The organism is Pseudomonas sp. MDV22-iso1, from assembly GCF_058145095.1.
This window is the reverse complement of sequence record NZ_JBYVMF010000002.1, coordinates 164,172-190,143: the sequence shown is the minus strand read 5'-3', so window position 1 is coordinate 190,143 and position 25,972 is coordinate 164,172. Positions and strand designations below refer to the sequence as shown.

Genomic DNA, 25,972 nt, shown 5'->3' with positions numbered 1-25,972 from the left:
AGTTGATTATCGGCTAACTCACGACTTCCAATGCAGGCTGCTGGCTCGAACCAAACGTCAAATACTCAACCAGTTCCGCCAACGGCAGCGGCTTGCTGATCAGGTATCCCTGCACCTGATCGCAACCAAACCCGCGCAACAGATCCAGCTGTGCCGCGGTTTCCACCCCTTCGGCAACCACTTCCAGGTTTAGGTTATGCGCGAGGTTGATCATCGCGTGGACCAGTTTGCGATTTTCCTCACGCTCTTCCATGCCGCCGACAAAGCTTTTGTCGACCTTCAGCAAGGCAATCGGCAGGCTGTTGAGGTGCACGAACGACGAAAATCCGGTCCCGAAATCATCCAGTGAGAAGCGCACACCCAGGCGCCCGAGGGCATCCATGGTCTGCTTCACCAGATCGCTGCGGCGCATGACTGCCGTTTCGGTCAACTCGAACTCCAGCCACTGCGCCTCGACGCCGCGCTCGACGATCAAGCGACTCAATGTCGGCAGTAGCTGGCTGTCCTGAAACTGCCGGAATGACAGGTTGATCGCCATGTGCAACGCCGGCAGACCGCGCTCGCGCAGCGCCTGCATGTCACGCAACGCACGGGAAATAACCCAGTAACCCAGCGGCACGATCAAACCGCTTTGTTCGGCCAGCGGGACAAATTCGCTCGGAGGCAGCAAACCACGCTCGGCATGCCGCCAGCGCACCAAAGCTTCGAGGCCGACAATCTGCCCGTCCGCAAGATTCAGCCTGGGTTGGTAATGCAGCTCCAGTTCATCCCGACGCAACGCCCGGCGCAGCTCGCTTTCGAGGTCGGCCATGCTGCGGGCATTGCGGTTGATGCGTTCGTTGAAGATGTGGAAGGTGCAGCCCTGCGTGCTCTTGGCCTGCTGCATCGCGATGTGGGCATGCCACATCAGCGGATCGGCACCGGCCTGGGCCCGGGCGTGGGCAATGCCCAGGCTGGAACCGATCAACAGGCTTTCGCCGTCGACCCAATAAGGTTCGGCCAGGGCTTCGGTAATACGTTCGGCCATCCATTCCGCGCGTTGAGGGGCGCGACGGGTGTCGATCAGCAAGGCAAATTCATCGCTGCCCAGCCGCGCCAGCTGATCGCCGGCCTCAAGCTGGCTTTTCAACCGCGCGACGACTTGCAGGATCAACCGGTCGCCAGCCTGATGGCCAAGGGCGTCGTTGGCATGACGGAAGTTATCGAGATCCAGGTGACCGAGCGCCAGGCCTCGGCCGTCGTTTTCCACCAAGCGCGCCGCCAGCAATGTCTGGAACCCCTGCCGGTTGGCGATGCCGGTCAACGGGTCTTGCTCGGCCAGGCGCTGCAGGGTGTTTTCCAGCAGTCCGCGTTCGCGCACGTGGCGCAGGCAGCGACGCAACATGCCCGAATCCAGTACGTTGCGCACCAACCAGTCGCTCACACCATCGGGTGGCGAAACGGGTTCGTGTTCGAGCAGCAATACAGTCGGCAGAGTGCATTGGCCTGGCAGCGGCGCCAGTGCAGGAATCGTCAACAACACCGCATTGCGGTTGTCATCGAACAGACTGCTGACCGACTCCCAGCTCGGCGCGCTGATCAGCACGGCCGAGCTCCCCATCGGAGCCAGACACTCGCGCAACAACGCTGCCCACGCTGGCTCTTCGGCCAGTAGCAGCAAACGCAAGGGTTCGACAGGCGTAGACAAGCTAGCTCCCTAGACTCTGCAAAGAGGTGGCGACCGGCATTATGCCGCGCCGATAACCAATGACCAAATGACATCAGTTATCAAACGAGGCTTTTGTATCAGGAATTACGAACATTAGACGCAAATTAATCATGCATCCTGCGTGAAAGTATCAAAACCGGCAAATACAGATCGCGTGTTACGTCACAAGTCGGAGAGAGCAGCACAATTCGCTGAGCCTGTTAAAATGCCGGCCCATTTCGCAAACGACTCCCTGATTCCGTATGTCCCGACTCAATCCCCGGCAGCAAGAAGCCGTGAGCTACGTCGGCGGCCCTCTTTTGGTGCTCGCCGGCGCAGGCTCCGGCAAGACGAGTGTGATCACGCGCAAAATCGCGCATTTGATCCAGAACTGCGGCATTCGCGCCCAGTACATCGTCGCCATGACCTTTACCAACAAGGCCGCGCGCGAGATGAAGGAACGGGTCGGCACCCTGCTCAAGGGCGGCGAAGGCCGCGGCCTGACGGTGTGTACCTTCCACAACCTGGGCTTGAACATCATCCGCAAGGAACACGTTCGCCTGGGCTACAAGCCGGGTTTTTCGATCTTTGACGAGACCGACGTCAAAGCCTTGATGACCGACATCATGCAGAAGGAATACTCGGGCGACGACGGCGTCGACGAGATCAAGAACATGATCGGCTCGTGGAAAAACGACCTGATCCTGCCGCCCGAAGCCCTGGAAAACGCGCGCAATCCCAAGGAGCAGACCGCCGCCATCGTCTATACCCACTATCAGCGCACGCTCAAGGCGTTCAACGCGGTGGACTTCGACGACCTGATCCTGCTGCCGGTAAAGCTGTTCCAGGAACACGCCGACATTCTCGAAAAGTGGCAGAACAAGGTCCGCTACCTGCTGGTGGACGAATACCAGGACACCAACGCCAGCCAGTATTTGCTGGTGAAACTGCTGATCGGCACGCGCAACCAGTTCACCGTGGTGGGCGACGATGACCAGTCGATTTATGCCTGGCGTGGCGCGCGCCCGGAAAACCTGATGCTGCTCAAGGACGATTACCCGTCCCTGAAAGTGGTAATGCTGGAGCAGAACTATCGCTCCACCAGCCGCATCCTGCGTTGCGCGAACGTGCTGATCTCCAATAACCCGCACGAATTCGAAAAGCAGCTGTGGAGCGAGATGGGTCACGGCGATGAAATCCGCGTGATCCGTTGCCGCAACGAAGACGCCGAAGCCGAGCGTGTGGCCGTTGAGCTGTTGACCCTGCACTTGCGCACCGACCGGCCGTACAGCGACTTTGCGATCCTGTACCGCGGTAACTACCAGGCCAAGTTGATCGAACTGAAGCTGCAGCACCACCAGATTCCCTATCGTCTGTCTGGCGGCAACAGCTTCTTCGGACGTCAGGAAGTGAAAGACCTGATGGCCTACTTCCGCCTGATCGTGAACCCGGACGACGACAACGCCTTCTTGCGGGTGATCAACGTCCCGCGCCGGGAAATCGGTTCGACCACGCTGGAGAAGCTGGGTAACTACGCCACCGAGCGAAAGATCTCGATGTACGCCGCCACCGATGAAATCGGCCTGGGCGAGCATCTGGACACCCGTTTCACCGATCGCCTGTCGCGATTCAAACGCTTCATGGACAAAGTCCGCGAGCAGTGTGCGGGCGAAGACCCGATCTCCGCGCTGCGCAGCATGGTCATGGACATCGACTACGAGAACTGGCTGCGCACCAACAGTTCCAGCGACAAGGCCGCCGATTACCGCATGGGTAACGTCTGGTTCCTGATCGAGGCGTTGAAAAACACCCTCGAGAAGGACGAGGAAGGCGAAATGACCGTCGAGGATGCCATCGGCAAACTGGTGCTGCGCGACATGCTGGAACGGCAGCAGGAAGAGGAAGACGGTGCCGAAGGTGTGCAGATGATGACCTTGCACGCCTCCAAGGGCCTTGAATTTCCCTACGTGTTCATCATGGGCATGGAGGAGGAAATCCTTCCGCACCGCTCCAGCATCGAAGCCGACACCATCGAAGAAGAACGCCGCCTGGCCTACGTCGGCATTACCCGCGCGCGTCAGACTTTGGCCTTCACCTTCGCGGCCAAGCGTAAGCAGTACGGCGAGATCATCGATTGCGCACCGAGCCGCTTCCTCGATGAACTGCCGCCGGACGACCTGGCCTGGGAAGGCAACGACGACACGCCAGTTGAAGTCAAAGCCGTTCGCGGTAATACCGCACTGGCGGATATACGCGCGATGTTAAAGCGCTAGAATTGAGCACTTTTTAACCAAACACTTTTTACAAGCTAGGCGCATACCGCGTCAGTAGAGGAAAGCTTCATGGAAGCACTGCACAAGAAAATTCGCGAAGAAGGCATCGTGCTTTCCGATCAGGTTCTGAAGGTCGACGCCTTTTTGAACCACCAGATCGACCCGGCCCTGATGAAGCTGATTGGCGACGAGTTCGCCACGCTGTTCAAGGACTCGGGCATCACCAAGATCGTGACCATCGAGGCCTCGGGCATTGCTCCGGCCATCATGACGGGCCTGAACCTTGGCGTGCCGGTGATCTTTGCGCGCAAGCATCAGTCCCTGACCCTGACCGAAAACCTGCTGTCGGCGACCGTGTACTCGTTCACCAAGCAGACCGAAAGCACGGTAGCGATCTCGCCGCGTCACCTGACCAGCAGCGACCGCGTACTGATCATCGATGACTTTTTGGCCAACGGTAAGGCGTCCCAGGCGCTGATCTCGATCATCAAACAGGCCGGCGCGACCGTGGCCGGTTTGGGGATCGTGATCGAGAAGTCGTTCCAGGGTGGCCGTGCCGAGCTGGATGCGCAGGGTTACCGCGTTGAATCCCTGGCCCGGGTGCTGTCGTTGAAAGATGGCGTTGTGACGTTTATCGAGTAATCCGCCACTGCGCGTTACCCCTGTGGGAGCCAGCCTGCTGGCGATGGCATCGTGTCAGTCACACTCTTCATGACTGACAGACAGCCATCGCCAGCAGGCTGGCTCCCACAGTTGGTTTTGCGATGGGCGTTATTGCGCGGTGGCTTTAAGGCCGGTGAGCAATAGCCGCTGAAACAGATCCTCTTTCAACCCCTCCGGACTCGTCAGCTGCATCCGCTCCAGATGCGCGGGAAATTCCGACGCTGGCGGCGCATCCAGCGCAGCCTTGCCCAGTTCCAGTATCTCCGTGAGCTTGAACTTGCTCTTCAACCAGTTCAGCGCCCGCAACACATCCCGTTCCTGCGCGGTGAAATCACACCCCAGCGGATATTCGGGAAACAGCTGCGGATGCCGTGCCTGAATGTCCTGCAAACGCTGCGCAGTGTTGTCGGTGAATCGCGGATCCATGCGGAAATCCTTGGGCAATTTCCCGACCTTCTGCGCTTGCTCGATCAAGTCCGCCTGAAAGCGAGAATCGCTGATGTTCAGCAGCGCCTCAATCACCGCCGCATCGTTTTTGCCGCGTAGATCAGCGATGCCGTACTCGGTGACCACGATGTCGCGCAGGTGCCGTGGAATGGTGCAATGGCCGTATTCCCAAACAATGTTTGAGCTGACCTCCCCGCCCGCCTCTCGCCAGCTGCGCAGAATCAGCACCGACCGCGCCCCTTCCAGCGCATGGCCCTGGGCGACGAAGTTGTATTGCCCGCCCACCCCGCTGAGCACCCGCCCGTCTTCCAGCTGATCGGCTACACCGGCGCCCATCAGGGTCATGGTGAACACCGTGTTGATGAAACGCGCGTCCAGGCGCTGCAAGCGCTTGAGTTCTTCCTGGCCGTAGAGTTCGTTGATGTAGCTGATGCGGGTCATGTTGAATTCGAGCCGTTTACTTTGCGGCAATTCACGCAAACGCTCGTAGAAGCTGCGCGGCCCGAGGAAAAATCCGCCATGCACCGAGATGCCGTCACTCTGTGCGGCCTCATCGAGGGTGCCGGCATTGGCCTGTTGCTGCGTCGGTACGTCGGGATACACCTTGCGCCGTACGATCCCGGCGTCGGCCAATACCAGCAAGCCGTTCACGAACATTTCACTGCAACCGTACAGCCCTTTGGCGAATGGCTCGACGCCCCCTTCGCGGTCGATAAGTTGCGCCCACTGGCTGAGATTGATATCCGCCAGCAGTGCCTTGTAACCGTCGTTATCGGCTTGCCGCGCCAGCAATGCGGAGGTCAGCGCGTCCCCCATGGAACCGATACCAATCTGCAAGGTACCGCCATCGCGCACCAGCGTGCTGGCATGCAATCCGATGAAGTGATCCTGAAAACCTACGGGCATGTTGGGCGTCGAGAACAGGGTGGTGCTGTCCTTTGCGTCGATCAAAAAGTCGAATGCATCGATGCCGATTTCTGCGTCACCGGGCATGTAGGGCAAGTCGTTGTGCACCTGGCCTACCATCAGGATCGTCTCTCCGGCGTCTCGGCGCTTGGCGATCATCGGAAACAAGTCGAGGGTGATATCCGGGTTGCAGCTCAGGCTCAGACGATCAGGGTGTTCGCTGTGGCTGGCCACCAGCTGGGCGATCAGGTTCAACCCGGCGGCATTGATGTCGCGCGCTGCGTGGCTGTAATTGCTACTGACATAGTCCTGTTGCGCCGATGCACTGTGAAGCAGGCTGCCGGGTTGCATGAAGAATTGCTGGATATGAATGTTGGGCGGCAAGTTGTCTTTTTGCAGGTCCGGGAGAAATGCCAATTCCGGATAGTCCCCGAAAACCCGTTCGATAAAGGGTTCAAGGAAACGCTTCTGCAAGCCGTCGCCCAAGGAAGGCCGACCCAGGCACAGCGCGGTATAGATCGTCAGCTGGCGCTCAGGCAGTTGCGCGACGCGCCGATACAGCGCGTTCACGAAGTGGTTGGGCTTACCCAACCCCAAAGGCAGGCCCATGTGGATATGTGCCGGCAACCGCGCCAGGACATCATCGACCGCTTGCTCGATAGAACACAGCTGCACCATCTGATCCTCCCTTACATTCCGTGAATTGGGGTTGGACCGAGCTTGCCGCGTCTTTGCTGCGATGGAAAGGGGGCTTGGTAATATTTCTTACACGACAAATCACTATCACGGTAGGACATTTCGCACTATCAGTGAATTAAAACCAAATTTTCCTACCAACAATCATGTTCACATTCAGATCGGAAAAGTTTCCTACATTTTTTTTGCTTTTCCGAAGTTGGACCTACAAAAACTGGAATCGCAGCCTACGTGAAAAACACCAAGATACTTAATCAAGAGCAGACATGTCTGATTGTTAAATTTATACGCATCGTCAATAGTTAACAGATAAAGCACGGCATCAAAATTTACCTGCCAGAGACATACTAATTGATTGCCAGCACCGCAAATGCCATGCAAAAAAATCACGTGTAAAAAGGAGGAATTATCATGCATAAAACTTAGGCCCTAAGATATCCCTACAACCTATTACAAACACTATCCCGACAAATTAAAGCATCGGGTGTATGCGCTGTAGAACTAAAAATCAAGTTACACCACTACTCCATTAAGGTAATGAGGTGAATCATGCATATAGATCTAAACGCTATCCAGAATGCAAGAAACAATATGCTGAGTTTGAGCGAACCAATTTCCGCACTGGTAATACAGGCGTACAGCAATCTTACCGCCGCGTCTAGCGGAACACGCCCTTGTACAAGCTGCTGTACTCAATGCTGGAATAAATGCTGCCTCGCTACTTATGGCTATTGATTGAAAGGAGCGGCCGAATATCTCGGCCGCGTCCTCACTACTCACCGCTTGATGGAGGAATTACGTCATGGCCCGACCGATTGATTTTCTAAATGATGAATTTTTAGAACAAACAATAAAATTGAGTACCGACTGCCCTGTTTGGCCCTATCTAGCCTATTACGCTCATAAGACAGAAGAAAAATTCAAAAACATAGGCGGTATAAGTCAGGATGAAAAAACAGTTGTAATTAACGGTTTTTTAAACAACTTATCATCCAGAATTGTCGCAGCGTCAAACAATGTATTATTTGCAGAAAGAGAAATCTTAGAAAAATCATCGATTGGGCACCCTATATCAGTGAAGGAGCATTTCAAATTAATTAAAGAGACGCCTGCATACCTTCGTAATATTTTACTAGCTTACCCTGAACTAGATAGGCTCTTGGAAAGGGTATCAGAAAATTTCGCAGCACAAAGTGTGCGCCTTGTCGAAAATTTTATAAACGACAAACCCATTTTATCTAACAGCTTCAACTTGCAGGGTGGCAGCTCTATTATAGAATGTGAAGTATCTGAAGGTGAAACTCATAACGGCTCTATGACCGTATGCATCTTAACCTTCTCTAATAAAGAACGACTGGTCTACAAACCTAGAAACCTTGAACTCGAATCTTCTGCGTCAAAAATATTAAAATCACTAGCAGATAAAGGAGGAGCTAACTACAGCGACTGGACTATTCCATTTTATATTATTGGCGATAATCACGGCTGGACTGAATATGTGCCTCAGAAACCTGTTGAACGCGAAATAGACATTGCTAAATATTATCAAAGGGCAGGTTTTCTACTCGGATACTGCACTGCTTTTACTGCATCAGATATCACGTCTGACAACCTCATCGCGCACGGCACTAGCCCGGTTCCTATCGATTTAGAAACAGTTTTCTATAGCGTGCTTAGTACAGAAAACATTCCTAAAGAAGTCCGCTGGAATTCGACGCAGACCAGTATTCTCCCTAACTGGACGTGGAAAGGGACTGACGGAATTGGAGTAGACTTAAGTGCCCTTGGCGGCCTTAAAGAGCAGTATGTCAGCTTAAACTTATATCAACATATAGAAGATAAAGACGGAAATGATAGTTTTGGAATGGATGGAGTTAAAATTCAGCCTGGGAAAAACGTTCTTTACTTCAATGACAAGCCTGCTACACCATGGAAATATGAAAAGGAAATAATAGAAGGCTTCGAATGCTTTTTCAGAACCCTCAAGGAACACCGCTTTTTAATTACTGAATCTATCAAAGCATTATCCGGATTAACTTGCAGGTATGTACCACGCTCAACAGCAACATATCACTATGCAGTTCAATGCTCTCTCCACGCGTCTTTAATGAACAGTTCAGAAAATAGAAAAGCTTTTTTAAAGAAAATACTAGACAACGACACCGCACCGGCTATTGGCTTTTTGGACTCCGAAATACAGGCCTGCTTAAACTTGGACATTCCATACGCTCAAGGTAATGTGGGAACGCTTACCTTTATCGAACCCTGCTATTCTGGGGAGGGGTATTTAGATAGCAATGACTACCTCGACGGTCTGTCGCATAGCATCGGCTACATAGAAAATATAACTCCGGCCCGCATCTCGTTCGAAGTGAGCTTGATCAGCAACACATTACTTGCAATGCGGTATATGTATGACCATGACAAGAAGCTGACAGAGCACAAATTCCGTGAAAATGACCCGCTAGACAGCTTCGAAGAGCAAAACTTAAATTCAATATTTGAAAAAATCGAGCTTTCGCAAAACAAAAATACAGATTTTATCAATAATCAGCTCCGCAATGAACTGTCCATTAATGGATTATGGCTAGGCTTCCACGCTTCTCCTGGTGGATACATAGAATATTCCGAGTTAGGAGAAGACTTCTATTACGGTTTGTCTGGAATATTGTACGGTTGCATCAGCGCAAGTAAGTGGGTCCATATCCCAGAAAATTTACTACGCTCACTAATGGAACAAGTATACGCGAGAATTTATACAAAACTAAAAAACAAAGGATCACATCTTGGAGGATTCCATTTTGGCCTTTCATCTGCAATTACCCCATTATATATAAGCCTTTCTTATTTTGCTGATAGCAGAAAAGAATTATTGCTTACCGATTACAAGAAATACATCGAGGATATTTTAGACGAAACCTGGTGGCAAAAAAATTTTTGGGGAGTTGATTTGCTTTCCGGAACATGTGGAACGCTAGCCGTTATTACTAAGCTTTATGAACTTACAAATGATGAAGCATTTGCGGCACTGGCCAAATCGTTATATTCGAAAATAGAGACAGAGCTTAGTAGTCACCACGGTCGTAAGATACCCACTTTTGACAAATCAATAACCACGCGCGCTGACGGACTTTTGAGTGGAATTTCTCACGGTGTGATGGGATGTGCCTACGCCATATTTTACTTTAATGAAACGATTACAAAAGACAAATCCATTTACTCAACATTTATGGGGTTTTTAGAGTGGGAGTTGTCCGAGTTTGATGTAAACATTCAAAACTGGAACGACTACAGAAAAAGATCAAAATCTGAAAAAGGAGAGTTTTCCTGGAGTCACGGATTACCGGGGAACTATCTTGCGTTAAAATACTTTGCCTCAAAAAACGTCAGCGAAGCGATAAGTTTCCTTGAAAAATATCCAGCCGAAATTCTATTCTCTTATGAAAACTTACACATAAGAAATCGACCAACAAATGACTCGCTATGCCATGGAGCATATGGCTTGTTAAATATAATAAAGAAGGTGTGCCCAGACATTCTACTTGATCATAGAGTTTATATTTGGGCTAACATACCAAACCTGACGGAGCAAGACACTCGGGAACTGCGAACGAGAGCAGCTGATCCTTTAGGTCTATGGGTAGGCAAAGTAGGCTCGATACTTGGATCAATTGGAGTTCTCAACAAAGAATATGAATTCCCATTCCTCGCGCATGAAATGAATTATATACAACAATGATTTCAAACTGGAGATTGGTATTTATGGGGATAATCGTTGCTCTTTCGAGCATCGCCTCCCCATATTTAATAGGCATGGCAGTCAACTCTTACTCCGCGAAAGGAGACGTGAATGTATTCATTGTTTTTCTGTCATGCGTATTTATAATAGCAACTCCGTGCTTAAGAATGGGCTCAAATATATACACGCAAAAAATATCCTTATCCACAAAGAAACTATTAAAAGAGCACCTCATAAAAAAGATCGTTGTAGACTTGAACAGCGAAAAAAATACCGATGGAGAGGTCATTGATCTAATTGATGGTGACGTCGAGGGAGCCATATACCTGTACCACAACATCTACCTCGACATCACGCTGAATATTTCAATCATGCTTTTATCACTTTATATAATATACAGCTATAGCCCTATTATGGCTCTAGCACCTTTGGCGGCGATTCTATACACGCTATTTTTTCATCTTACTTTTCGAAATATCACTCAAACACTATATACTTCGTACGTTGAACATAACACTAAACTCATCAGTTCGATTGTTGAGTCGATAGAACGAAAACCTCGCCCCTCATTTGAACATCAATTAACACAATGCGGGATAGTCAAAAAATCTTCACTAATTGCGTGTGCCAAGGTATCAAGTCTTGAGTTCTGCTCTGGACTATCATACCTGATAGGTATTTTCCTATTATTTACAATAGGCTCGATATCCATAATTGAAGGCACACTATCTATTGGAGACCTAATTTCTTCAGCTATATATATCGAGCGAGTACTCTCTCCCACAATCGCTCTTGTCAGCATCTACTACGCGACAAGTGAAGCATTGTATCGCAGGGCAAGATTACAGAAAAATTTAAATGGCAACCAAAATGCATAATTTGTTAAAGAAGAACTTCGCGCTATTCATATTGGTTGGATTGTGCCTAACTCTGGTCGCATACTGTCAGCTTTCTATTCCACACCTACTTGCGCTTGCAGTTTCTAACATCGAAGATTTTGACGAAACTAAAGACTTGCTTATGATTTTCGGTGCTTTGTATATTGGTAAAGGCTTTGCGCAAGGCGCTGCGAATAGTTTAAGTACTTATCTTGAGTCATCTATACGTATGGATTTGATAAGTTATATCTATAAAAACGTTAATACCGATAGTCAAGGGAGGGTGATCACGATGATCAAAGAAGATGCCGAACGAATCGCCTCGGCGATAACAAACACTCTCAACCTATCGGGTTCAAGCATATTGGTCATATTTACATTTTATTCACTTATTACTGAAACACCTTACTTTTCTTTGCCATTGATAGCGATTTTTATACTCACTGCAAAGCATCTAAAAAACTCTTCCAAGTTAGTATCAGAAAGCTACAAAAACGAGATCAACAAAGAAGAGCAATACAAGTCATCAATCTTGGAATTAATTCAATTGCGAAAGTTGCATCTACCGAAAATCACTTCGAAATTAGCTGCCAGCTGTCTGTATATGAACAATGCAACTACAGCGCGATATGAGTATGAAAAACTAAACCTTAAACTATGCTTCGTTCCCGAAGCTATAGTCGCTGTGGGTACGGCGTTAATTATTGGACTTACGGCAATCATTTCACCGAAATCTTTCGGCTCAGACTATATTTACTATCTTGGATACCTAGGGATTTTCGCAATGGCATGCAGGCACTCCCTAGAGACCATGCTATCTCTAGTTGGCGTCAATGAATCTATTAAAAGAGTTTTCAGTCATGAATAATCTTTATTTGCAGGAAATTCGTCTAAAGCCAGGCGCGAAAATATTACCTTATTTAATAAATTTCTTTCCGATAAAGTTTACGAACAATTTAACAATTATCGTAGGTGAGAATGGAAGCGGCAAGTCAACCATCCTTGAAAGCATTGCGTTGAAACTTGGTTGCAACCCAGAAGGAGGGGGGCGAAATTTCGCCTTCAAAACGGAAGACACTCACTCTGATCTTCACGAGAAATTAGTACTATCTAAAGGCCATCGTCGGGAAAAGGATGTTTTTTTCTATAGAGCTGAAACATTTTATAACCTGAATACAGAGATCAGGCGATTAGACGAAGAAAAGAGCTTTGGACCAGAAATCAAGTCGTTTTATGGTGGTCACGACTTACATACTTTATCTCACGGAGAGGCGATGCAAGGTCTCTTTGAAAACCGCTTTAAAAATGAAGGGATTTATATACTTGATGAGCCAGAGGCATCATTATCGCCCCAGAGGCAATTGAACTTTATAGTTCGTATAACTGAACTAGCTCGCCAAGGCGCTCAATTTATTATAGCAACACACTCGCCTCTCATAATGTCAACTCCAGATTCTGAACTACTCCAGATTACAGAGGGCAAGTTGGAAAAAACAATCCCTGAAGACACGGTTGCCTACAGCGTTTATAAGGCCGTATTGAATTCATCTGGGAGTTATCTAAAAAAAATGGTTACTGACACATAAATTTATTTCAGCACCGTAATTTTGTTTGCCGGCCCTTTGCTGCAATGAACTGTCTCGCGCGGTAAATCGCAAATCGAGTAGGAGGCGGCTTCACAGCCGCCGTCTTCTCAAACCACCGTACGTACGGCTCCGTATACGGCGGTTCAGGTTATGCGGTTAAGTCGGTTTATCGTATCCAGTATAGAGACCAGCCCTAGCCGATCCCACAGCTTCTTCGCCAACGCCTGATTCATATGTGACGCTCCCGGGCCCTGCCCATTGGACGCCGATCTACGAGCGCGTGCTTCGTCGATCCTCAGACGCATCGGTTACGCGCCCTGATTGAGGGCTGCTTCCATTGGCGCCAGAGGATGCAGCGGAGCCTGTGACGGATCCAGTCGTCCAACTCCTTAAGAGGTCGTTTGCTCTGTCTGAGATTGAAGTAACCAGGCCAACCGCGCAGTACAGGCTTAGTCCGCTCGATGACGCTCGCCATCTTACAGCCATGCGCTCCGCGCAGCAGTTCTCTAACCCGGTCGCGCAAGCGTCCTAGACTCGTCGTCGCTACTCTTAGCCTCGGCTGCTGATGCCAGCTCATCCCGTCACCCAGGTAATCGCACATCCAAGATCCGGATACCCGGCTCTTGTCCCGGTTCAACGTCAATTTAAGGCGCTGGTTCAGGAACCGCTCCACGCCGGCCATCACTCGCTCGCCAGCACGATGGCTGCGCACATAAATGTTCGCGTCATCGACACAACGCACGAAGTGATGACCCCGCCGTTCCAGCTCACGGTCGAGTTCGTTGAGCAGGATGTTCGACAGCAACGGCGAGAGCGGGCCGCCTTGCGGCGTCCCTTCCTGCCGGCGGCTGACAAGTCCGCCCGACATCGTTCCCGCTTCGAGGTAACGACGGATAGCGTGAGCACACACCTGTCTTCGATTTGACGCGCCACCTAGGCCATCAGGATATCGTGGTTGACCCGATCAAAGAACTTCTCGAGATCAAGTTCCACGCACCAACGGTGACCCGCCGCCACATGGCTGCGAGCGGTTTCGATGGCTTGGTGAGCGCTTCTACCCGGACAGAAACTGTAGCTGTGGTCCGAGAACAGCGGGTCGAAGATCGGCGTGAGCTGTTGCAGCAGTGCCTGTTGGATCAAGCGGTCCACGACGCTGGGAATGCCCAGCTGCTTTGTGCCACGGGCTTGGGGATGTCGACGGCACGTACACCTTGTGGGTGGTACTCGCCGACACCTCCAAGTCACCAGCGAGGCCACCACAGCCGGCTGGTTGCGCTTGCGCGCAACGCGCCATGCCTGGCGCACCACAAAAAAACCGCTCGAAAGCGGCTTTTTGCTGAAAAATGAACGCTTATTTCAAGCCGGACATTTTCTCGATGGCGCCTTTGAGATCCGCATCCGAGCAATCGGCACAGGTGCCTTTTGGCGGCATTGCATTGATCCCGGTGATCGCTTTGGCCAGGATACCGTCGAGGCCGCCCTGGTGATCAGCACGTTCTTTCCACGCTGCAGTGTCACCAATTTTTGGCGCGCCCAGCAGGCCGGTGCCGTGGCAAGCGTTGCAATGCTTTGCAATGATCGAGTCAGGGGTCTTGGCATCACCGCCGCCGGCAGAAACCGCAACTTCCATACCCTTACATTCTTGACCTGCTACACAGACCTGGCCAACTGGCGCAAGGCGCTTGGCAATATCGTCGGAGGTCGCAGCTTGAGCGCTGACAGCCCATAGGGCCAATACAGTTGCTGGTGCAGCCAGCATTTTCATAATTAGATTCACGCGTTCACCCTCAATGGTGGCTAGTCACGCCTACGGCCACGGTTCGCAGGCGGGCGCAAGTATAACGGTAAGCCCGTCACACTGAAACAACCCCAAAGTCGAAGGGGTCTTGTCGCACGGCGTTAAAACAGTTCGGGCGCCTCTGCGATGCTGGCAGGGCGCCTCTTCTCTTAAAAGTTTGCGGGCGTCGCTGCGCTGATTAGTCGCGCCGGCGCATCGAACGGATTACGGAAACGGTGCGGCTTGGTACTTTCAAAGTAGTAGCTGTCGCCAGCTTCGAGCACAAAAGTTTCAAGCCCGACCACCAGTTCCAGCCGCCCCTCCAGCAAAATTCCGGTTTCCTCGCCCTCATGGGTGAGCATCTCTTCACCGGTATCGGCGCCTGGTGGATAGATTTCATTAAGGAAGGCGATGGCGCGACTCGGGTGAGCCCGGCCGACGAGTTTCATGGTCACTGCCCCATCGGAGATATCGATCAGCTCGTTGGCTTTGTAAACGATCTGAGTCGGTTTTTCCTGCAGGATTTCTTCGGAAAAGAACTCGACCATGGACATGGGAATTCCGCCCAGTACTTTCCTCAGCGAACTGATCGAGGGGCTGACGCTGTTCTTCTCGATCATCGAAATGGTGCTGTTAGTGACGCCCGCACGTTTGGCGAGCTCACGCTGGGAAAGGCCTTTGAGCTTTCGGATAGATTGCAGTCGTTCACCGACGTCCAAGCTTGCGCCTCCAGAATTCAGGTTGTTGAAATATTGAGCGTTATCATGGCGACAGCGTTCAGTATTTACAACACTTGGTCCTGAATCCGGTTCGACGACGTCATTCCTGGCAGGCCTGTTGGCGCTTTAAACCGCGGAATAGAGCTTCGGCACTCGGCGCAGGTTGCAGAATATCTGGTAAGGAATAGTGTCGGCGGCTGAGGCCACTTCACTGGCGAGGATATTTTTCCCCCACAACTCGACAGTCGAACCCAGCCCGGCTTGCGGCACATCGGTCAAATCGATGCACAGCATGTCCATCGAAACCCGGCCGATCAATTGGCTGCGCTGCCCGGCAACCATCACCGGCGTGCCGGTGGGCGCCTGACGTGGATAACCATCGGCATAACCCATCGCAACCACGCCCACACGCATCGGTTTTGGCGTGATGAATTTGGCGCCGTAACCAATCGGTTCGCCAGCGGGAAGCTCACGTACGCAGATCACCTTGGATTCGAGCGTCATGACCGGTTGCAGGCGCGAAGCTACGGTGTTGGCTTCTTCGAACGGCGTCGCTCCGTAGAGCATGATGCCGGGGCGTACCCAATCGCTTGGCACCTGAGGCCAACCCATCACCGCCGGCGAGTTACGCAAGCTGATTTCGGCCGACAACCCTTTGCGCGCGGCTTCAAATACAGCGACCTGATCAGCGCTGCTTTGATCGTGCAACTCATCGGCACGGGCGAAGTGGCTCATCAGGACAATCTTCGCGACTTTGCCACTGGCCAGGAGCCGTTGATACGCCGCCTGATAATCCGCCGGATGCAGGCCGACCCGGTGCATGCCCGAATCAAGCTTGAGCCAGACGGTGATGGGCTTGCCCAGTGCCGCTTTTTCGATGGCTTCAAGCTGCCACAACGAATGCACGACACACCAGAAATCATGCTCGACGATCAACGCCAGCTCATCAGCCTCGAAAAAACCTTCCAGCAGCAACACCGGGGCACGAATACCCGCAGCACGCAGTTCGAGCGCTTCTTCGATACAGGCCACGGCAAACCCGTCCGCCTCGGCCTCCAACGCCTGGGCACAACGCACCGCGCCATGACCGTAGGCATCGGCTTTGATCACGGCAAGGGCCTTGGCCCCGGTGATTTCGCGGGCAATCTGGTAATTGTGACGCAGGGCTTGAAGGTCGATCAGGGCACGGGCAGGTCGCATGGCGGCAGACTTCTGGTCGGTCAATGGAATAAAAAACCGGTGCTGGCTGACGGCGTAAACCGCCAGTAGCACCGTGAGAGGGATCTTGCTTATGGCAGAGCGGCTACAACCGAGAGCTCAACCAGGATTTGCGGGTTGCACAGCTTCGATTCGACGGTGGCACGGGCCGGAGCGACGCCTTTTGGCAGCCACGTGTCCCACACCGCATTCATGCCCTGGAAGTGCGCATCAATGTCTTTCAGGTAAATCGTCACCGACAGCAGGTGGCCCTTGTCGGTCCCGGCCAGATCCAGCAGACGCTCGATGTTGGCGAGTATTTCACGGGTTTGCTGTTCAATCCCGGCGTTTAAATCGTCGCCGACCTGCCCCGACAGATACACGGTGCCGTTATGAGCGACGATCTGACTCATGCGCTCATTGGTGAGCTGGCGCTGGATTGCCATGTTTTGCGGACTCCTGAATTTTTTTGCCGTAACGGGAAATATCGAGGCCTTCGGCGCTGATCTGCGGCGTTTTCTTTGCCATCAGGTCGGCCAACAAGCGACCGGAACCACACGCCATGGTCCAGCCAAGCGTGCCGTGACCGGTGTTCAAGAACAGATTGCTGAACGGGGTGGCACCCACGATTGGCGTTCCGTCCGGTGTGGTTGGACGCAGGCCGGTCCAGAAGCTCGCCTGGGCCAGATCACCGCCCTGAGGATAGAGGTCGTTGACGATCATCTCCAGGGTTTCGCGTCGACGCGGGTTCAGCGACAGGTCAAAACCGGCTATTTCAGCCATGCCGCCCACGCGGATGCGGTTGTCGAAACGGGTGATCGCGACCTTGTAGGTCTCGTCGAGAATGGTCGAGGTCGGGGCCATCGCCGGGTTGGTGATCGGCACGGTCAGGGAGTAACCCTTGAGCGGATACACCGGGGCTTTGATGCCCAGCGGCTTGAGCAGTTGTGGCGAGTAGCTGCCGAGGGCCAGCACGTAGCGGTCAGCAGTTTCCAGCTTGCCGTCGATCCATACGCCGTTGATGCGATCACCGGCGTAGTCGAGCTTCTGGATGTCCTGGCCAAAGCGGAATTCCACACCCAATTTCACGGCCATCTCAGCCAGGCGGGTGGTGAAGATCTGGCAGTCGCCGGTCTGGTCATTCGGCAGGCGCAGTGCACCGGCAAGGATGTCGGTGACGCTGGCCAGGGCCGGTTCGACCCGAGCAATACCGGCGCGATCGAGCAATTCGAACGGCACGCCGGACTCTTTCAACACGGCGATGTCTTTTGCGGCGCCATCGAGCTGGGCCTGGGTGCGGAACAGTTGGGTCGTACCGAGGCTGCGGCCTTCGTAGGCGATGCCGGTTTCGGCGCGCAATTCGTCGAGGCAGTCACGGCTGTACTCGGACAGGCGAACCATGCGCTCCTTGTTCACCGCGTAACGGCTGGCGGTGCAGTTGCGCAGCATTTGCGCCATCCACAGGTACTGATCGATGTCGGCGGTGGCTTTGATCGCCAGCGGTGCGTGACGCTCCAACAGCCACTTGATGGCCTTGAGCGGAACGCCCGGTGCAGCCCACGGCGAGGCATAACCTGGCGATACCTGCCCGGCGTTGGCGAAACTGGTCTCCATCGCAGCGGCCGGCTGACGGTCCACCACCACCACTTCAAACCCGGCACGGGCCAGATAATAAGCACTGGCTGTACCGATGACGCCGCTACCCAAGACCATAACGCGCATTTTCATATCCCTCATCGCGGTTTACCGCTGACGTTTGTTGTATTCAGCATTGATGTGCGCAGTGTAAAAAAGTTTAGGCAGTGCATTTCACTATATAAGTGCCTATATTTGGCGACAATTCTCGGCAAAAACCCTTTTCACGGAGGCGCATCCCCTATGCGTACCAACACTCAGACCAAACGTGAGCTGGACAAGATAGATCGCAACATCCTGCGGATCCTGCAAGCGGACGGACGCATCTCGTTTACGGAGCTTGGGGAAAAGGTCGGGCTCTCGACCACGCCCTGCACCGAGCGGGTCCGGCGGCTGGAGCGCGAAGGGATCATCATGGGCTACAACGCCCGACTTAATCCGCAACACCTCAAGGGGAGTCTTCTGGTGTTCGTAGAGATCAGCCTCGATTACAAATCCGGCGATACGTTCGAAGAATTCCGGCGTGCGGTGCTGAAGCTGCCCCACGTATTGGAGTGCCACCTGGTGTCAGGGGATTTCGACTATCTGGTGAAGGCGCGAATTTCCGAAATGGCCTCGTACCGCAAATTGCTGGGCGACATCCTGCTCAAACTGCCGCATGTGCGCGAGTCCAAGAGTTATATCGTGATGGAAGAGGTTAAAGAGAGCTTGAGTTTGCCGATTCCGGATTGAATACAGCAGGTCAAAAGATCAAAAGATCGCAGCCTTCGGCAGCTCCTACAGAGAAACGCGTACACCTGTAGGAGCTGCCGAAGGCTGCGATCTTTTAGCTGGCAACGCCTAAACCAGTACTTGGCGCGTAGAAGCCATGTATTCATGAATCTGCTTCTCGACCCGCGGATGAATCAGCTCCACCGGCCCGCGCCCATTGGGGCACGGCAAGGTTTTGGTAGTACCAAACAGTCGGCAAATCAACGGACGCTCGTCATACACCGTGCAGCCATTCGGACCGAGGTGCACACAGTTGAGCTCATCCATCGCCGCATCCTGCTCCGCACGGGTCTTGCGCGGCAGGCGGGACATTTCTTCCGGCGAAGTAGTCACCGGACCGCAGCAATCATGACAGCCGGGCACGCACTCGAAAGAGGGTATCTGCTGTCGCAGGGTGCGAATTTTCTGACTGTTGCAGCTCATCGAAGCGATGACCGATTGCGAAATAGAGCGCAATTCTGACGCAAAAACCCCGATCCAGACAGCAGCAACCGACCAGTGTTGCCCGTGCTTGAAGGTCCGGCTTATGCTCCGTCAAATTTTCCAAACACAAGAATCAGGAACACGCACATGAATGCCCGTGCCCAGCAACCTGCTCCTGGCCATCAGCACACGGCCTCTTACTACGTCGCCAGCAGCCTGCCGCAGCCTGATCTACCGATGCTCGAAGGCGAAGTGGTCACCGATGTGTGCGTGGTCGGCGGCGGGTTTTCCGGGTTGAACACCGCGCTTGAACTGGCTGATCGGGGCTTCAATGTGGTGCTGCTTGAAGCCCGCAAGATTGGCTGGGGTGCCAGCGGACGCAACGGTGGGCAATTGATTCGCGGCGTCGGCCACGGCCTCGATCAATTTACCAACGTGATCGGCGCGGACGGTGTGCGCCAGATGAAGCTCATGGGGCTGGAAGCCGTGGAAATCGTCCGTCAACGCGTCGAGCGCTTCCAGATTCCGTGTGACCTGACCTGGGGCTATTGCGATCTGGCGAACAAGCCAGGTGATCTGGAAGGTTTCGCTGAAGACGCCGCGGAATTGCGCAGCCTCGGCTATCGCTACGAAACCCGCCTGCTGCAAGCCAATGAAATGCACTCGGTGGTAGGGTCGGACCGCTACGTCGGCGGCCTGATCGACATGGGCTCCGGGCATTTGCATCCACTCAATCTGGCGCTTGGCGAAGCGGCGGCCGCACAGCAACTCGGAGTGAAGCTGTTCGAGCAATCGACGGTGACACGCATCGAGTACGGTCCGGAAGTGAAGGTCCATACCGCCCACGGCTCAGTCCGCGCCAAAACGCTAGTGCTGGGCTGCAATGCCTACCTCAATGATTTGAATCCCGATCTCAGCGGCAAAGTGCTGCCCGCCGGTAGCTACATCATCGCCACTGAACCCTTGAGCGAAGCACAGGCCCATGCGCTGCTGCCGCAAAACATGGCGGTGTGTGATCAGCGGGTGGCGCTGGATTACTACCGACTCTCGGCGGACAGGCGCTTGCTGTTTGGCGGCGCCTGCCACTATTCAGGACGCGATCCGAAGGACATCGCCGCGTACATGCGACCGAAGATGCTCGAGGTGTTTCCACAATTGGGCGATGTGAAGATCGACTTTCAATGGGGGGGCATGATTGGCATCGGCGCCAACCGCCTGCCGCAGATCGGCAGGCTCAAGGAGCAGCCGAATGTGTATTACGCCCAGGCTTACTCGGGGCATGGAGTGAATGCCACGCACCTGGCGGGTAAGTTGTTGGCTGAGGCGATCAGTGGTCAACAGGGTGGTGGGTTCGATCTGTTTGCCAAGGTGCCGCATATCACGTTCCCGGGCGGTAAGCATTTGCGCTCACCGTTGTTGGCGCTGGGAATGATGTGGCATCGACTTAAAGAGTTGGTTTGATTGGTTAGCTGCAGACTTACCGGCCTCATCGCGGGCAAGCCCGCTCCCACAGCTTCAGAGCTGTTCACATAATATGTGTACGCCGCAAATTCTTGTGGGAGCGGGCTTGCCCGCGATGGCGATCGGAAGAACAGCACAAAACTCAGATCCGCCAGAAGGGTTTAAGCCCCTCCTCCCGCGCCTGCTCCCGACTCAGCCCGACATCCTTCAACTGCTCCGGCGTCAAGTCCAGCAACGCCTTGCGCGTGTGCAAACGGTGCCAGAACAAGTCCCAGCGACTCAGGCAGGACGGCGCATTGCGCAACATCGCCTCGCGCGTGCCGTTTTTTTGCCCTGCCGCCAGTTCCTGACTGTGTAACGTCAGCCGCACATCGCTCAAGCCGTTCATTTTGATTGCTCCTGTTTACTTGGGTAGCCAGAGCTTTCATGATGCGCGGGAGGCGAAAAGCAATACAGATTCAGCGACTCTGTATTAACTCCATACAGATTTCGCATTTAAGCGTCTGAATCCAATATTTTCGTCTCATCTGTACTGGTTAACCGAATCACCCACACCGAGACTGCGCCATGACCCTTTACGTCAACCTCGCCGAATTGCTCGGCACGCGTATTGAACAGGGCTTCTATCGCCCCGGTGACCGGCTGCCGTCGGTGCGGGCATTGAGTGTCGAGCACGGCGTGAGCTTGAGCACGGTGCAGCAAGCCTATCGGGTGCTGGAAGACAGCGGATTGGCAATGCCCAAACCCAAATCCGGCTACTTCGTCCCAGTCAGTCGTGACCTGCCGGAGCTGCCGGCGATTGGCCGAACTGCTCAGCGCCCGGTGGATATCTCCCAGTGGGATCAGGTGCTGGAGCTCATTCGCGCAGTACCGCGAAAGGATGTGGTGCAACTGGGCCGGGGCATGCCCGATATCACCACCCCGACCATGAAACCCTTGCTGCGCAGCCTCGCCCGAATCAGCCGTCGGCAGGACATGCCCGGCCTGTACTACGACAACATTCACGGCACGCTCGAATTGCGCGAGCAGATTGCACGCTTGATGCTCGACTCCGGCTGCCAGTTAAGCGCCGCCGAGCTGGTAGTGACAACTGGCTGCCACGAAGCCCTGTCCACCAGCATTCGCGCGATTTGCGAGCCGGGTGACATCGTGGCGGTGGATTCGCCGAGCTTTCATGGCGCCATGCAAACCCTCAAGGGTCTGGGCATGAAGGCCCTGGAGATTCCCACGGATCCGCTTACCGGGATCAGCCTCGATGCGCTCGAACTGGCGTTGGAACAATGGCCGATCAAGGTCATACAGCTGACCCCCAACTGCAACAACCCGCTGGGCTACATCATGCCGGAGTCCCGCAAACGGGCGTTGTTGTCCCTCGCACAGCGTTTCGACGTGGCAATCATCGAGGACGATGTGTATGGCGAACTGGCCTACACCTATCCACGTCCGCGCACGATCAAATCCTTCGACGAAGACGGCCGCGTCCTGCTGTGCAGTTCGTTTTCAAAAACCCTGGCGCCCGGATTGCGCATCGGCTGGGTGGCCCCGGGCCGCTATCTGGAACGCGTGCTGCACATGAAATACATCAGCACCGGTTCAACGGCTCCGCAGCCGCAAATCGCGATAGCAGAATTCCTCAAGGCAGGACACTTCGAGCCGCATTTGCGGCGGATGCGCACACAATATCAACGCAATCGCGACTTGATGATTGACTGGGTCACACGCTATTTCCCGGCCGGTACTCGCGCCAGTCGGCCCCAGGGCAGCTTCATGCTCTGGGTCGAATTGCCGGAGGGGTTCGACACCCTGAAACTGAATCGCGCGCTGCACGATGAAGGCGTACAGATTGCCGTCGGAAGCATTTTTTCCGCCTCGGGCAAATACCGCAATTGCCTGCGGATGAACTACGCTGCCAAACCGACACCCCTGATCGAAGAAGCTGTTCGCAAGGTGGGCGCGGCGGCCATCAAGCTGCTGGCAGAAACTGGCGGCAACAACGACTGACCTTTATCCGGAAACCAGCGTCCATATGCCGACCCCAGCCGCCAAACGGAACGACCCTACGTGAGAGCCAGACAGCCTCTGCTCGCTTTTCTGATATTCGCCTTGCTGCTCCTGAGCGGCTGTACCAGCTTCGATGTTCAACGCGAACCAAGCCAGGCGCTGCCCGCAAGCGATTCGTCGTTTGGTCGTTCAATTCAGGCTCAGGCCGCGCCCTACGAAGGGAAGTCGGGCTTTCGTTTGCTCACCAATAGCAGCGAAGCCTTCATGGCCCGCGCCGAGCTGATCCGCAACGCCCAGAGCAGTCTTGATCTGCAGTACTACATCGTCCATGACGGCATCAGCACCCGCATGCTGGTGGAGGAATTGTTGAAGGCGGCCGACCGTGGCGTGCGGGTGAGAATCCTGCTCGACGACACCACCAGCGATGGTCTGGACTGGACTATTGCCACGTTGGCAGCGCATCCACACATCCAGATCCGCCTGTTCAATCCGCTGCACCTGGGGCGTGCAACAGGCGTCACGCGGGCCACGGGCCGGTTGCTCAATCTGTCGCAGCAACACCGGCGCATGCACAACAAATTGTGGCTGGCGGACAACAGCGTGGCCATCGTTGGCGGTCGCAATCTGGGTGACGAGTATTTCGACGCCGAGCCCAATCTGAATTTCACCGACATCGACATGCTCAGCGTCGGCCCGGTTGCCGAACAGCTCGGTCACAGCTTCGATCAATACTGGAACAGCGCGCTGAGCAAACCCATCGAGGCATTCCTGTCCAGCAAACCGACGCAGAAAGACCTGCAAGATACCCGGATGCAACTGGAAGCATCGCTGCAAGAAACCCGCAAGCAGAACCATGCGCTGTATCAGCAACTGATGACCTACACCACCCATCCGCGTCTGGATATCTGGCGTCGGGAGCTGATCTGGGCCTGGAACCAGGCATTGTGGGACGCACCAAGCAAGGTCCTGGCCAAGGGAGACCCCGACCCGCATCTGCTGCTGACCACTCAGTTGGCACCCGAGCTCAGGGGTGTGAGCAAAGAGCTGATCATGATTTCGGCTTACTTCGTTCCGGGCCAGCCTGGATTGGTCTACCTGACCGGTCGTGCCGATGCCGGCGTCTCGGTGAGCCTGCTGACCAACTCATTGGAGGCCACTGACGTACCGGCGGTGCATGGCGGATATGCGCCTTATCGCAAGGCGCTGCTGGAGCACGGCGTGAAGCTGTATGAATTGCGCCGCCAGCCTGGCGAAGGTGGCGGCAGCGGACCGCATATTTTCTACAGCAGATCCTATCGGGGTTCTGACTCCAGCCTGCACAGCAAGGCGATGATTTTCGATCAGCAGAAATCCTTTATCGGCTCGTTCAACTTCGATCCGCGCTCGGTGTTATGGAACACCGAAGTCGGGGTGTTGGTGGACAGCCCCGAGCTCGCCGCACATGTGCGCAAATCAGCACTGGAAGGGATGGCGCCGCCCCTGAGTTATCAGGTGAAACTGGTCGATGATCATCTCGTCTGGGTGACAGAAGACGATGGCAAGATGCACGTCCTGACCAAGGAACCGGGCAGTTGGTGGCGCCGCTTCAACGCCTGGTTCAGTACGGCAGTCGGCCTGGAGCGGATGTTGTGACCGCAGCCCTGTAACAGCCTGCGCTTGGCCGCTATGTGGCGAGGGGATTCATCCCCGTTCGGCTGCGCAGCAGTCGTAAGATTTTGGGGCCGCTGCGCGACCCAACGGGGATAAATCCCCTCACCACATAGCAGCCGGAAGCCAGCTGGTACGGGTTTACGCGGGCTGTACGGCGCCGAATGCACCTTGTCGCAACAGTAGAATCACTAATCCGAACGCCCCCGCCGCCATTAACAATGGCAGCGCGTGGCCGCTGATCCACTGGCTGCCCGCACCCGCGGCCAGTGGCCCGATCAGGCAACCGATCCCCCACAATTGCGCGATATGGGCGTTAGCGCGGACCAGCGCATCATCACGATAGCGTTCACCGATGAGAATCAGCGACAGGGTGAACAGACCGCCCGCGCTGGCACCAAACAGTACCCATAACGGCCAGATCAGCAGCGTATCGATCAACAGCGGGATCGCCAGGCTGGACACCAACAGAATCACCGCACAACCGGTGAACAACGTGCGCCTCGACAAGCGATCCGCCAGCGCGCCAATCGGCAACTGCAGCAGGGCATCGCCCACGACCACGGTGCTGACCATCGCCAGGGCGATTTCGGTTGTGAACCCCTGCCGCAGGCAATATACCGGCAACAAGGTCAGGATCATCGCTTCGAACGCCGCAAACAGTGAGACCGCCCAGGCGATCGCAGGCAATCCGCGACAGAAGCCGAGCAAATCCTTGAAGGTCACGCTGCACGCTTCGCTGGTGGGCGCCCCGCTACGGCCCAGCAACAGGAACGGTGCCGCCGTCAGCAGGCCGACGCCGACCCAGAAACCATAATCGTGATCAGTCCCCACGGCGCCTAGCAACAACGGCCCTGCCAGCTGACTTAATGCGTAGGCGCTGCCATAGAGTGCCACCAGGCGTCCACGCCATTGCTCGACCACGAGTTGATTGATCCAGCTTTCGCCAAGGATGAACACGAGGGTCAGGATCACCCCGATCATCAGCCGCAGCACCAGCCAGACGGGATAACTGGGCAATATCGCCAGCAAACCGATGGACAGCGCACCGGCCCAAAGGCAAAGACGCATCAGATTGGCCGTACCCAGACGCGCCGCCAAATGGCTGGAAATCTTCGCCCCCAGCAATACGCCAATCGCCGGCATCGCTGCCATGACACCGATCGCGAACGAGCCGTAACCCCAGTTTTCCAGGCGAAACGACACCAACGGCATACTGACGCCCAAGGCCAGGCCAACACTCAAGACAGACGCCAACACGGCGAAATATGTCGCCCAACGCATGCTCCACGCTCCTGTGGATATTATTTTTCAGACGGCACAAAACAGTGTGGGAGCGGGCTTGCTCGCGATGAGGGAGCAACATTCAACACTGATGTCGACTGTTACACCGCTATCGCGAGCAGGCTCGCTCCCACAGGGGATCTTCGTTGTATTCAGCCCCGGTTTTCACCGGGGGCTGCTAC

20 protein-coding genes and 1 pseudogene are annotated in these 25,972 nt (G+C 54.3%); 10 read left to right on the top strand and 11 right to left on the bottom strand.

All coding sequences use genetic code 11. The annotated features are described in order from the left end of the window. Window positions 1-13: 13 nt before the first annotated feature. Window positions 14-1,687 (bottom strand): putative bifunctional diguanylate cyclase/phosphodiesterase, encoded by a 1,674-nt coding sequence (locus tag AC3ZVB_RS03190; RefSeq protein ID WP_490145761.1) that lies wholly within the window; start codon window positions 1,685-1,687, stop codon window positions 14-16. A 263-nt stretch (window positions 1,688-1,950) separates the two neighbouring features. Here AC3ZVB_RS03190 and rep point away from each other — a divergent pair, with 263 nt between their 5' ends. Together rep and AC3ZVB_RS03180 are read left to right on the top strand one after the other, a co-directional pair. Next, a complete protein-coding gene (gene rep, locus AC3ZVB_RS03185) occupies window positions 1,951-3,960 on the top strand; it encodes a DNA helicase Rep (protein ID WP_123367140.1) in 2,010 nt (669 codons plus the stop codon). Window positions 3,961-4,029: 69 nt separating this feature from the next. Continuing rightward, the gene (locus AC3ZVB_RS03180) at window positions 4,030-4,602 is read left to right on the top strand and encodes a xanthine phosphoribosyltransferase (RefSeq protein ID WP_150745167.1); all 573 of its coding nucleotides are present in this window, start codon (window positions 4,030-4,032) and stop codon (window positions 4,600-4,602) included. 129 nt (window positions 4,603-4,731) lie between these two features. Here the strand turns inward: AC3ZVB_RS03180 and AC3ZVB_RS03175 are convergent, their stop codons facing one another. After that, on the bottom strand, window positions 4,732-6,654 hold the full coding sequence (locus AC3ZVB_RS03175; protein WP_490145760.1) for an acetyl-CoA hydrolase/transferase C-terminal domain-containing protein: 1,923 nt from the start codon (window positions 6,652-6,654) through the stop codon (window positions 4,732-4,734). Between the two features lie 820 nt (window positions 6,655-7,474). On the opposite strand from AC3ZVB_RS03175, the gene lanM reads away from it, so the two are divergent. The 4 genes from lanM to AC3ZVB_RS03155 are packed head-to-tail and all read left to right on the top strand — an operon-like array spanning window position 7,475 to window position 12,875. After that, window positions 7,475-10,411, top strand: a complete 2,937-nt coding sequence (gene lanM / locus AC3ZVB_RS03170; protein WP_490145759.1) for a type 2 lanthipeptide synthetase LanM — start codon at window positions 7,475-7,477, stop codon at window positions 10,409-10,411. Then, window positions 10,408-11,289, top strand: a complete 882-nt coding sequence (locus AC3ZVB_RS03165; protein ID WP_490145758.1) for an ABC transporter transmembrane domain-containing protein — start codon at window positions 10,408-10,410, stop codon at window positions 11,287-11,289. The genes lanM and AC3ZVB_RS03165 overlap by 4 nt, the downstream gene beginning before the upstream one ends. Continuing rightward, window positions 11,270-12,157 carry a 6TM ABC transporter family protein gene (locus AC3ZVB_RS03160; protein WP_490145757.1) on the top strand — a complete coding sequence of 296 codons (888 nt, stop codon included), beginning with the start codon at window positions 11,270-11,272 and terminating at the stop codon, window positions 12,155-12,157. Before AC3ZVB_RS03165 ends, AC3ZVB_RS03160 begins: the two co-directional genes overlap by 20 nt. Beyond that, a complete protein-coding gene (locus tag AC3ZVB_RS03155) occupies window positions 12,150-12,875 on the top strand; it encodes an AAA family ATPase (protein WP_490145756.1) in 726 nt (241 codons plus the stop codon). The genes AC3ZVB_RS03160 and AC3ZVB_RS03155 overlap by 8 nt, the downstream gene beginning before the upstream one ends. A gap of 143 nt (window positions 12,876-13,018) precedes the next feature. Here the strand turns inward: AC3ZVB_RS03155 and ltrA are convergent. The 6 genes and pseudogenes from ltrA to dadA all read right to left on the bottom strand — a co-directional run. Then, a pseudogene (gene ltrA, locus AC3ZVB_RS03150) lies at window positions 13,019-14,104 on the bottom strand (group II intron reverse transcriptase/maturase); the annotation flags it as partial. 122 nt (window positions 14,105-14,226) lie between these two features. Beyond that, window positions 14,227-14,640 (bottom strand): c-type cytochrome, encoded by a 414-nt coding sequence (locus AC3ZVB_RS03145; RefSeq protein ID WP_162436673.1) that lies wholly within the window; start codon window positions 14,638-14,640, stop codon window positions 14,227-14,229. 182 nt (window positions 14,641-14,822) lie between these two features. Then, entirely contained in the window at window positions 14,823-15,371 is a 549-nt protein-coding gene (locus AC3ZVB_RS03140; RefSeq protein WP_064680419.1) for a cupin domain-containing protein, read from the bottom strand. Between the two features lie 126 nt (window positions 15,372-15,497). Continuing rightward, the gene (alr, locus tag AC3ZVB_RS03135; RefSeq protein WP_490145755.1) at window positions 15,498-16,571 is read right to left on the bottom strand and encodes an alanine racemase; all 1,074 of its coding nucleotides are present in this window, start codon (window positions 16,569-16,571) and stop codon (window positions 15,498-15,500) included. Window positions 16,572-16,660: 89 nt separating this feature from the next. Beyond that, window positions 16,661-17,014, bottom strand: coding sequence for a RidA family protein (locus tag AC3ZVB_RS03130; protein ID WP_162436671.1), 354 nt, complete (start codon window positions 17,012-17,014; stop codon window positions 16,661-16,663). Then, the gene (dadA, locus tag AC3ZVB_RS03125) at window positions 16,986-18,290 is read right to left on the bottom strand and encodes a D-amino acid dehydrogenase (RefSeq protein ID WP_162436670.1); all 1,305 of its coding nucleotides are present in this window, start codon (window positions 18,288-18,290) and stop codon (window positions 16,986-16,988) included. Before dadA ends, AC3ZVB_RS03130 begins: the two co-directional genes overlap by 29 nt. 156 nt (window positions 18,291-18,446) lie before the next feature. On the opposite strand from dadA, the gene AC3ZVB_RS03120 reads away from it, so the two are divergent. Continuing rightward, window positions 18,447-18,935, top strand: a complete 489-nt coding sequence (locus AC3ZVB_RS03120) for an Lrp/AsnC ligand binding domain-containing protein (RefSeq protein WP_003177284.1) — start codon at window positions 18,447-18,449, stop codon at window positions 18,933-18,935. A 108-nt stretch (window positions 18,936-19,043) separates the two neighbouring features. Here the strand turns inward: AC3ZVB_RS03120 and AC3ZVB_RS03115 are convergent, their stop codons facing one another. Continuing rightward, window positions 19,044-19,397, bottom strand: a complete 354-nt coding sequence (locus AC3ZVB_RS03115; protein WP_007947437.1) for a YkgJ family cysteine cluster protein — start codon at window positions 19,395-19,397, stop codon at window positions 19,044-19,046. Between the two features lie 147 nt (window positions 19,398-19,544). On the opposite strand from AC3ZVB_RS03115, the gene AC3ZVB_RS03110 reads away from it, so the two are divergent. Then, a complete protein-coding gene (locus AC3ZVB_RS03110) occupies window positions 19,545-20,858 on the top strand; it encodes an NAD(P)/FAD-dependent oxidoreductase (RefSeq protein WP_490145754.1) in 1,314 nt (437 codons plus the stop codon). A 142-nt stretch (window positions 20,859-21,000) separates the two neighbouring features. Here the strand turns inward: AC3ZVB_RS03110 and AC3ZVB_RS03105 are convergent, their stop codons facing one another. Then, window positions 21,001-21,246 carry a DUF1127 domain-containing protein gene (locus AC3ZVB_RS03105; RefSeq protein ID WP_162436668.1) on the bottom strand — a complete coding sequence of 82 codons (246 nt, stop codon included), beginning with the start codon at window positions 21,244-21,246 and terminating at the stop codon, window positions 21,001-21,003. Window positions 21,247-21,425: 179 nt separating this feature from the next. Here AC3ZVB_RS03105 and AC3ZVB_RS03100 point away from each other — a divergent pair, with 179 nt between their 5' ends. After that, complete coding sequence (locus tag AC3ZVB_RS03100) at window positions 21,426-22,859, top strand: aminotransferase-like domain-containing protein (protein WP_490145753.1); 1,434 nt, start codon at window positions 21,426-21,428, stop codon at window positions 22,857-22,859. Window positions 22,860-22,919: 60 nt separating this feature from the next. After that, window positions 22,920-24,491 (top strand): phospholipase D family protein, encoded by a 1,572-nt coding sequence (locus AC3ZVB_RS03095; protein ID WP_490145752.1) that lies wholly within the window; start codon window positions 22,920-22,922, stop codon window positions 24,489-24,491. A gap of 156 nt (window positions 24,492-24,647) precedes the next feature. On the opposite strand, the gene AC3ZVB_RS03090 is transcribed toward AC3ZVB_RS03095, so the two are convergent. Next, the gene (locus AC3ZVB_RS03090; RefSeq protein WP_162436665.1) at window positions 24,648-25,790 is read right to left on the bottom strand and encodes an MFS transporter; all 1,143 of its coding nucleotides are present in this window, start codon (window positions 25,788-25,790) and stop codon (window positions 24,648-24,650) included. Window positions 25,791-25,972: the final 182 nt, after the last annotated feature.

Bases quoted from the DNA above. Each gene is read 5' to 3' on its own strand.
- AC3ZVB_RS03090 (WP_162436665.1), bottom strand. From the start codon at position 25,790: ATGCGTTGGGCGACATATTTCGCCGTGTTGGCGTCTGTCTTGAGTGTT.
- AC3ZVB_RS03180 (WP_150745167.1), top strand. From the start codon at position 4,030: ATGGAAGCACTGCACAAGAAAATTCGCGAAGAAGGCATCGTGCTTTCC.
- AC3ZVB_RS03145 (WP_162436673.1), bottom strand. From the start codon at position 14,640: ATGAAAATGCTGGCTGCACCAGCAACTGTATTGGCCCTATGGGCTGTC.
- AC3ZVB_RS03110 (WP_490145754.1), top strand. From the start codon at position 19,545: ATGAATGCCCGTGCCCAGCAACCTGCTCCTGGCCATCAGCACACGGCC.
- alr (WP_490145755.1), bottom strand. From the start codon at position 16,571: ATGCGACCTGCCCGTGCCCTGATCGACCTTCAAGCCCTGCGTCACAAT.
- AC3ZVB_RS03100 (WP_490145753.1), top strand. From the start codon at position 21,426: ATGACCCTTTACGTCAACCTCGCCGAATTGCTCGGCACGCGTATTGAA.
- AC3ZVB_RS03105 (WP_162436668.1), bottom strand. From the start codon at position 21,246: ATGAACGGCTTGAGCGATGTGCGGCTGACGTTACACAGTCAGGAACTG.
- AC3ZVB_RS03175 (WP_490145760.1), bottom strand. From the start codon at position 6,654: ATGGTGCAGCTGTGTTCTATCGAGCAAGCGGTCGATGATGTCCTGGCG.
- dadA (WP_162436670.1), bottom strand. From the start codon at position 18,290: ATGCGCGTTATGGTCTTGGGTAGCGGCGTCATCGGTACAGCCAGTGCT.
- AC3ZVB_RS03115 (WP_007947437.1), bottom strand. From the start codon at position 19,397: ATGAGCTGCAACAGTCAGAAAATTCGCACCCTGCGACAGCAGATACCC.
- rep (WP_123367140.1), top strand. From the start codon at position 1,951: ATGTCCCGACTCAATCCCCGGCAGCAAGAAGCCGTGAGCTACGTCGGC.
- AC3ZVB_RS03160 (WP_490145757.1), top strand. From the start codon at position 11,270: ATGGCAACCAAAATGCATAATTTGTTAAAGAAGAACTTCGCGCTATTC.
- AC3ZVB_RS03155 (WP_490145756.1), top strand. From the start codon at position 12,150: ATGAATAATCTTTATTTGCAGGAAATTCGTCTAAAGCCAGGCGCGAAA.
- lanM (WP_490145759.1), top strand. From the start codon at position 7,475: ATGGCCCGACCGATTGATTTTCTAAATGATGAATTTTTAGAACAAACA.
- AC3ZVB_RS03165 (WP_490145758.1), top strand. From the start codon at position 10,408: ATGATTTCAAACTGGAGATTGGTATTTATGGGGATAATCGTTGCTCTT.
- AC3ZVB_RS03120 (WP_003177284.1), top strand. From the start codon at position 18,447: ATGCGTACCAACACTCAGACCAAACGTGAGCTGGACAAGATAGATCGC.
- AC3ZVB_RS03130 (WP_162436671.1), bottom strand. From the start codon at position 17,014: ATGGCAATCCAGCGCCAGCTCACCAATGAGCGCATGAGTCAGATCGTC.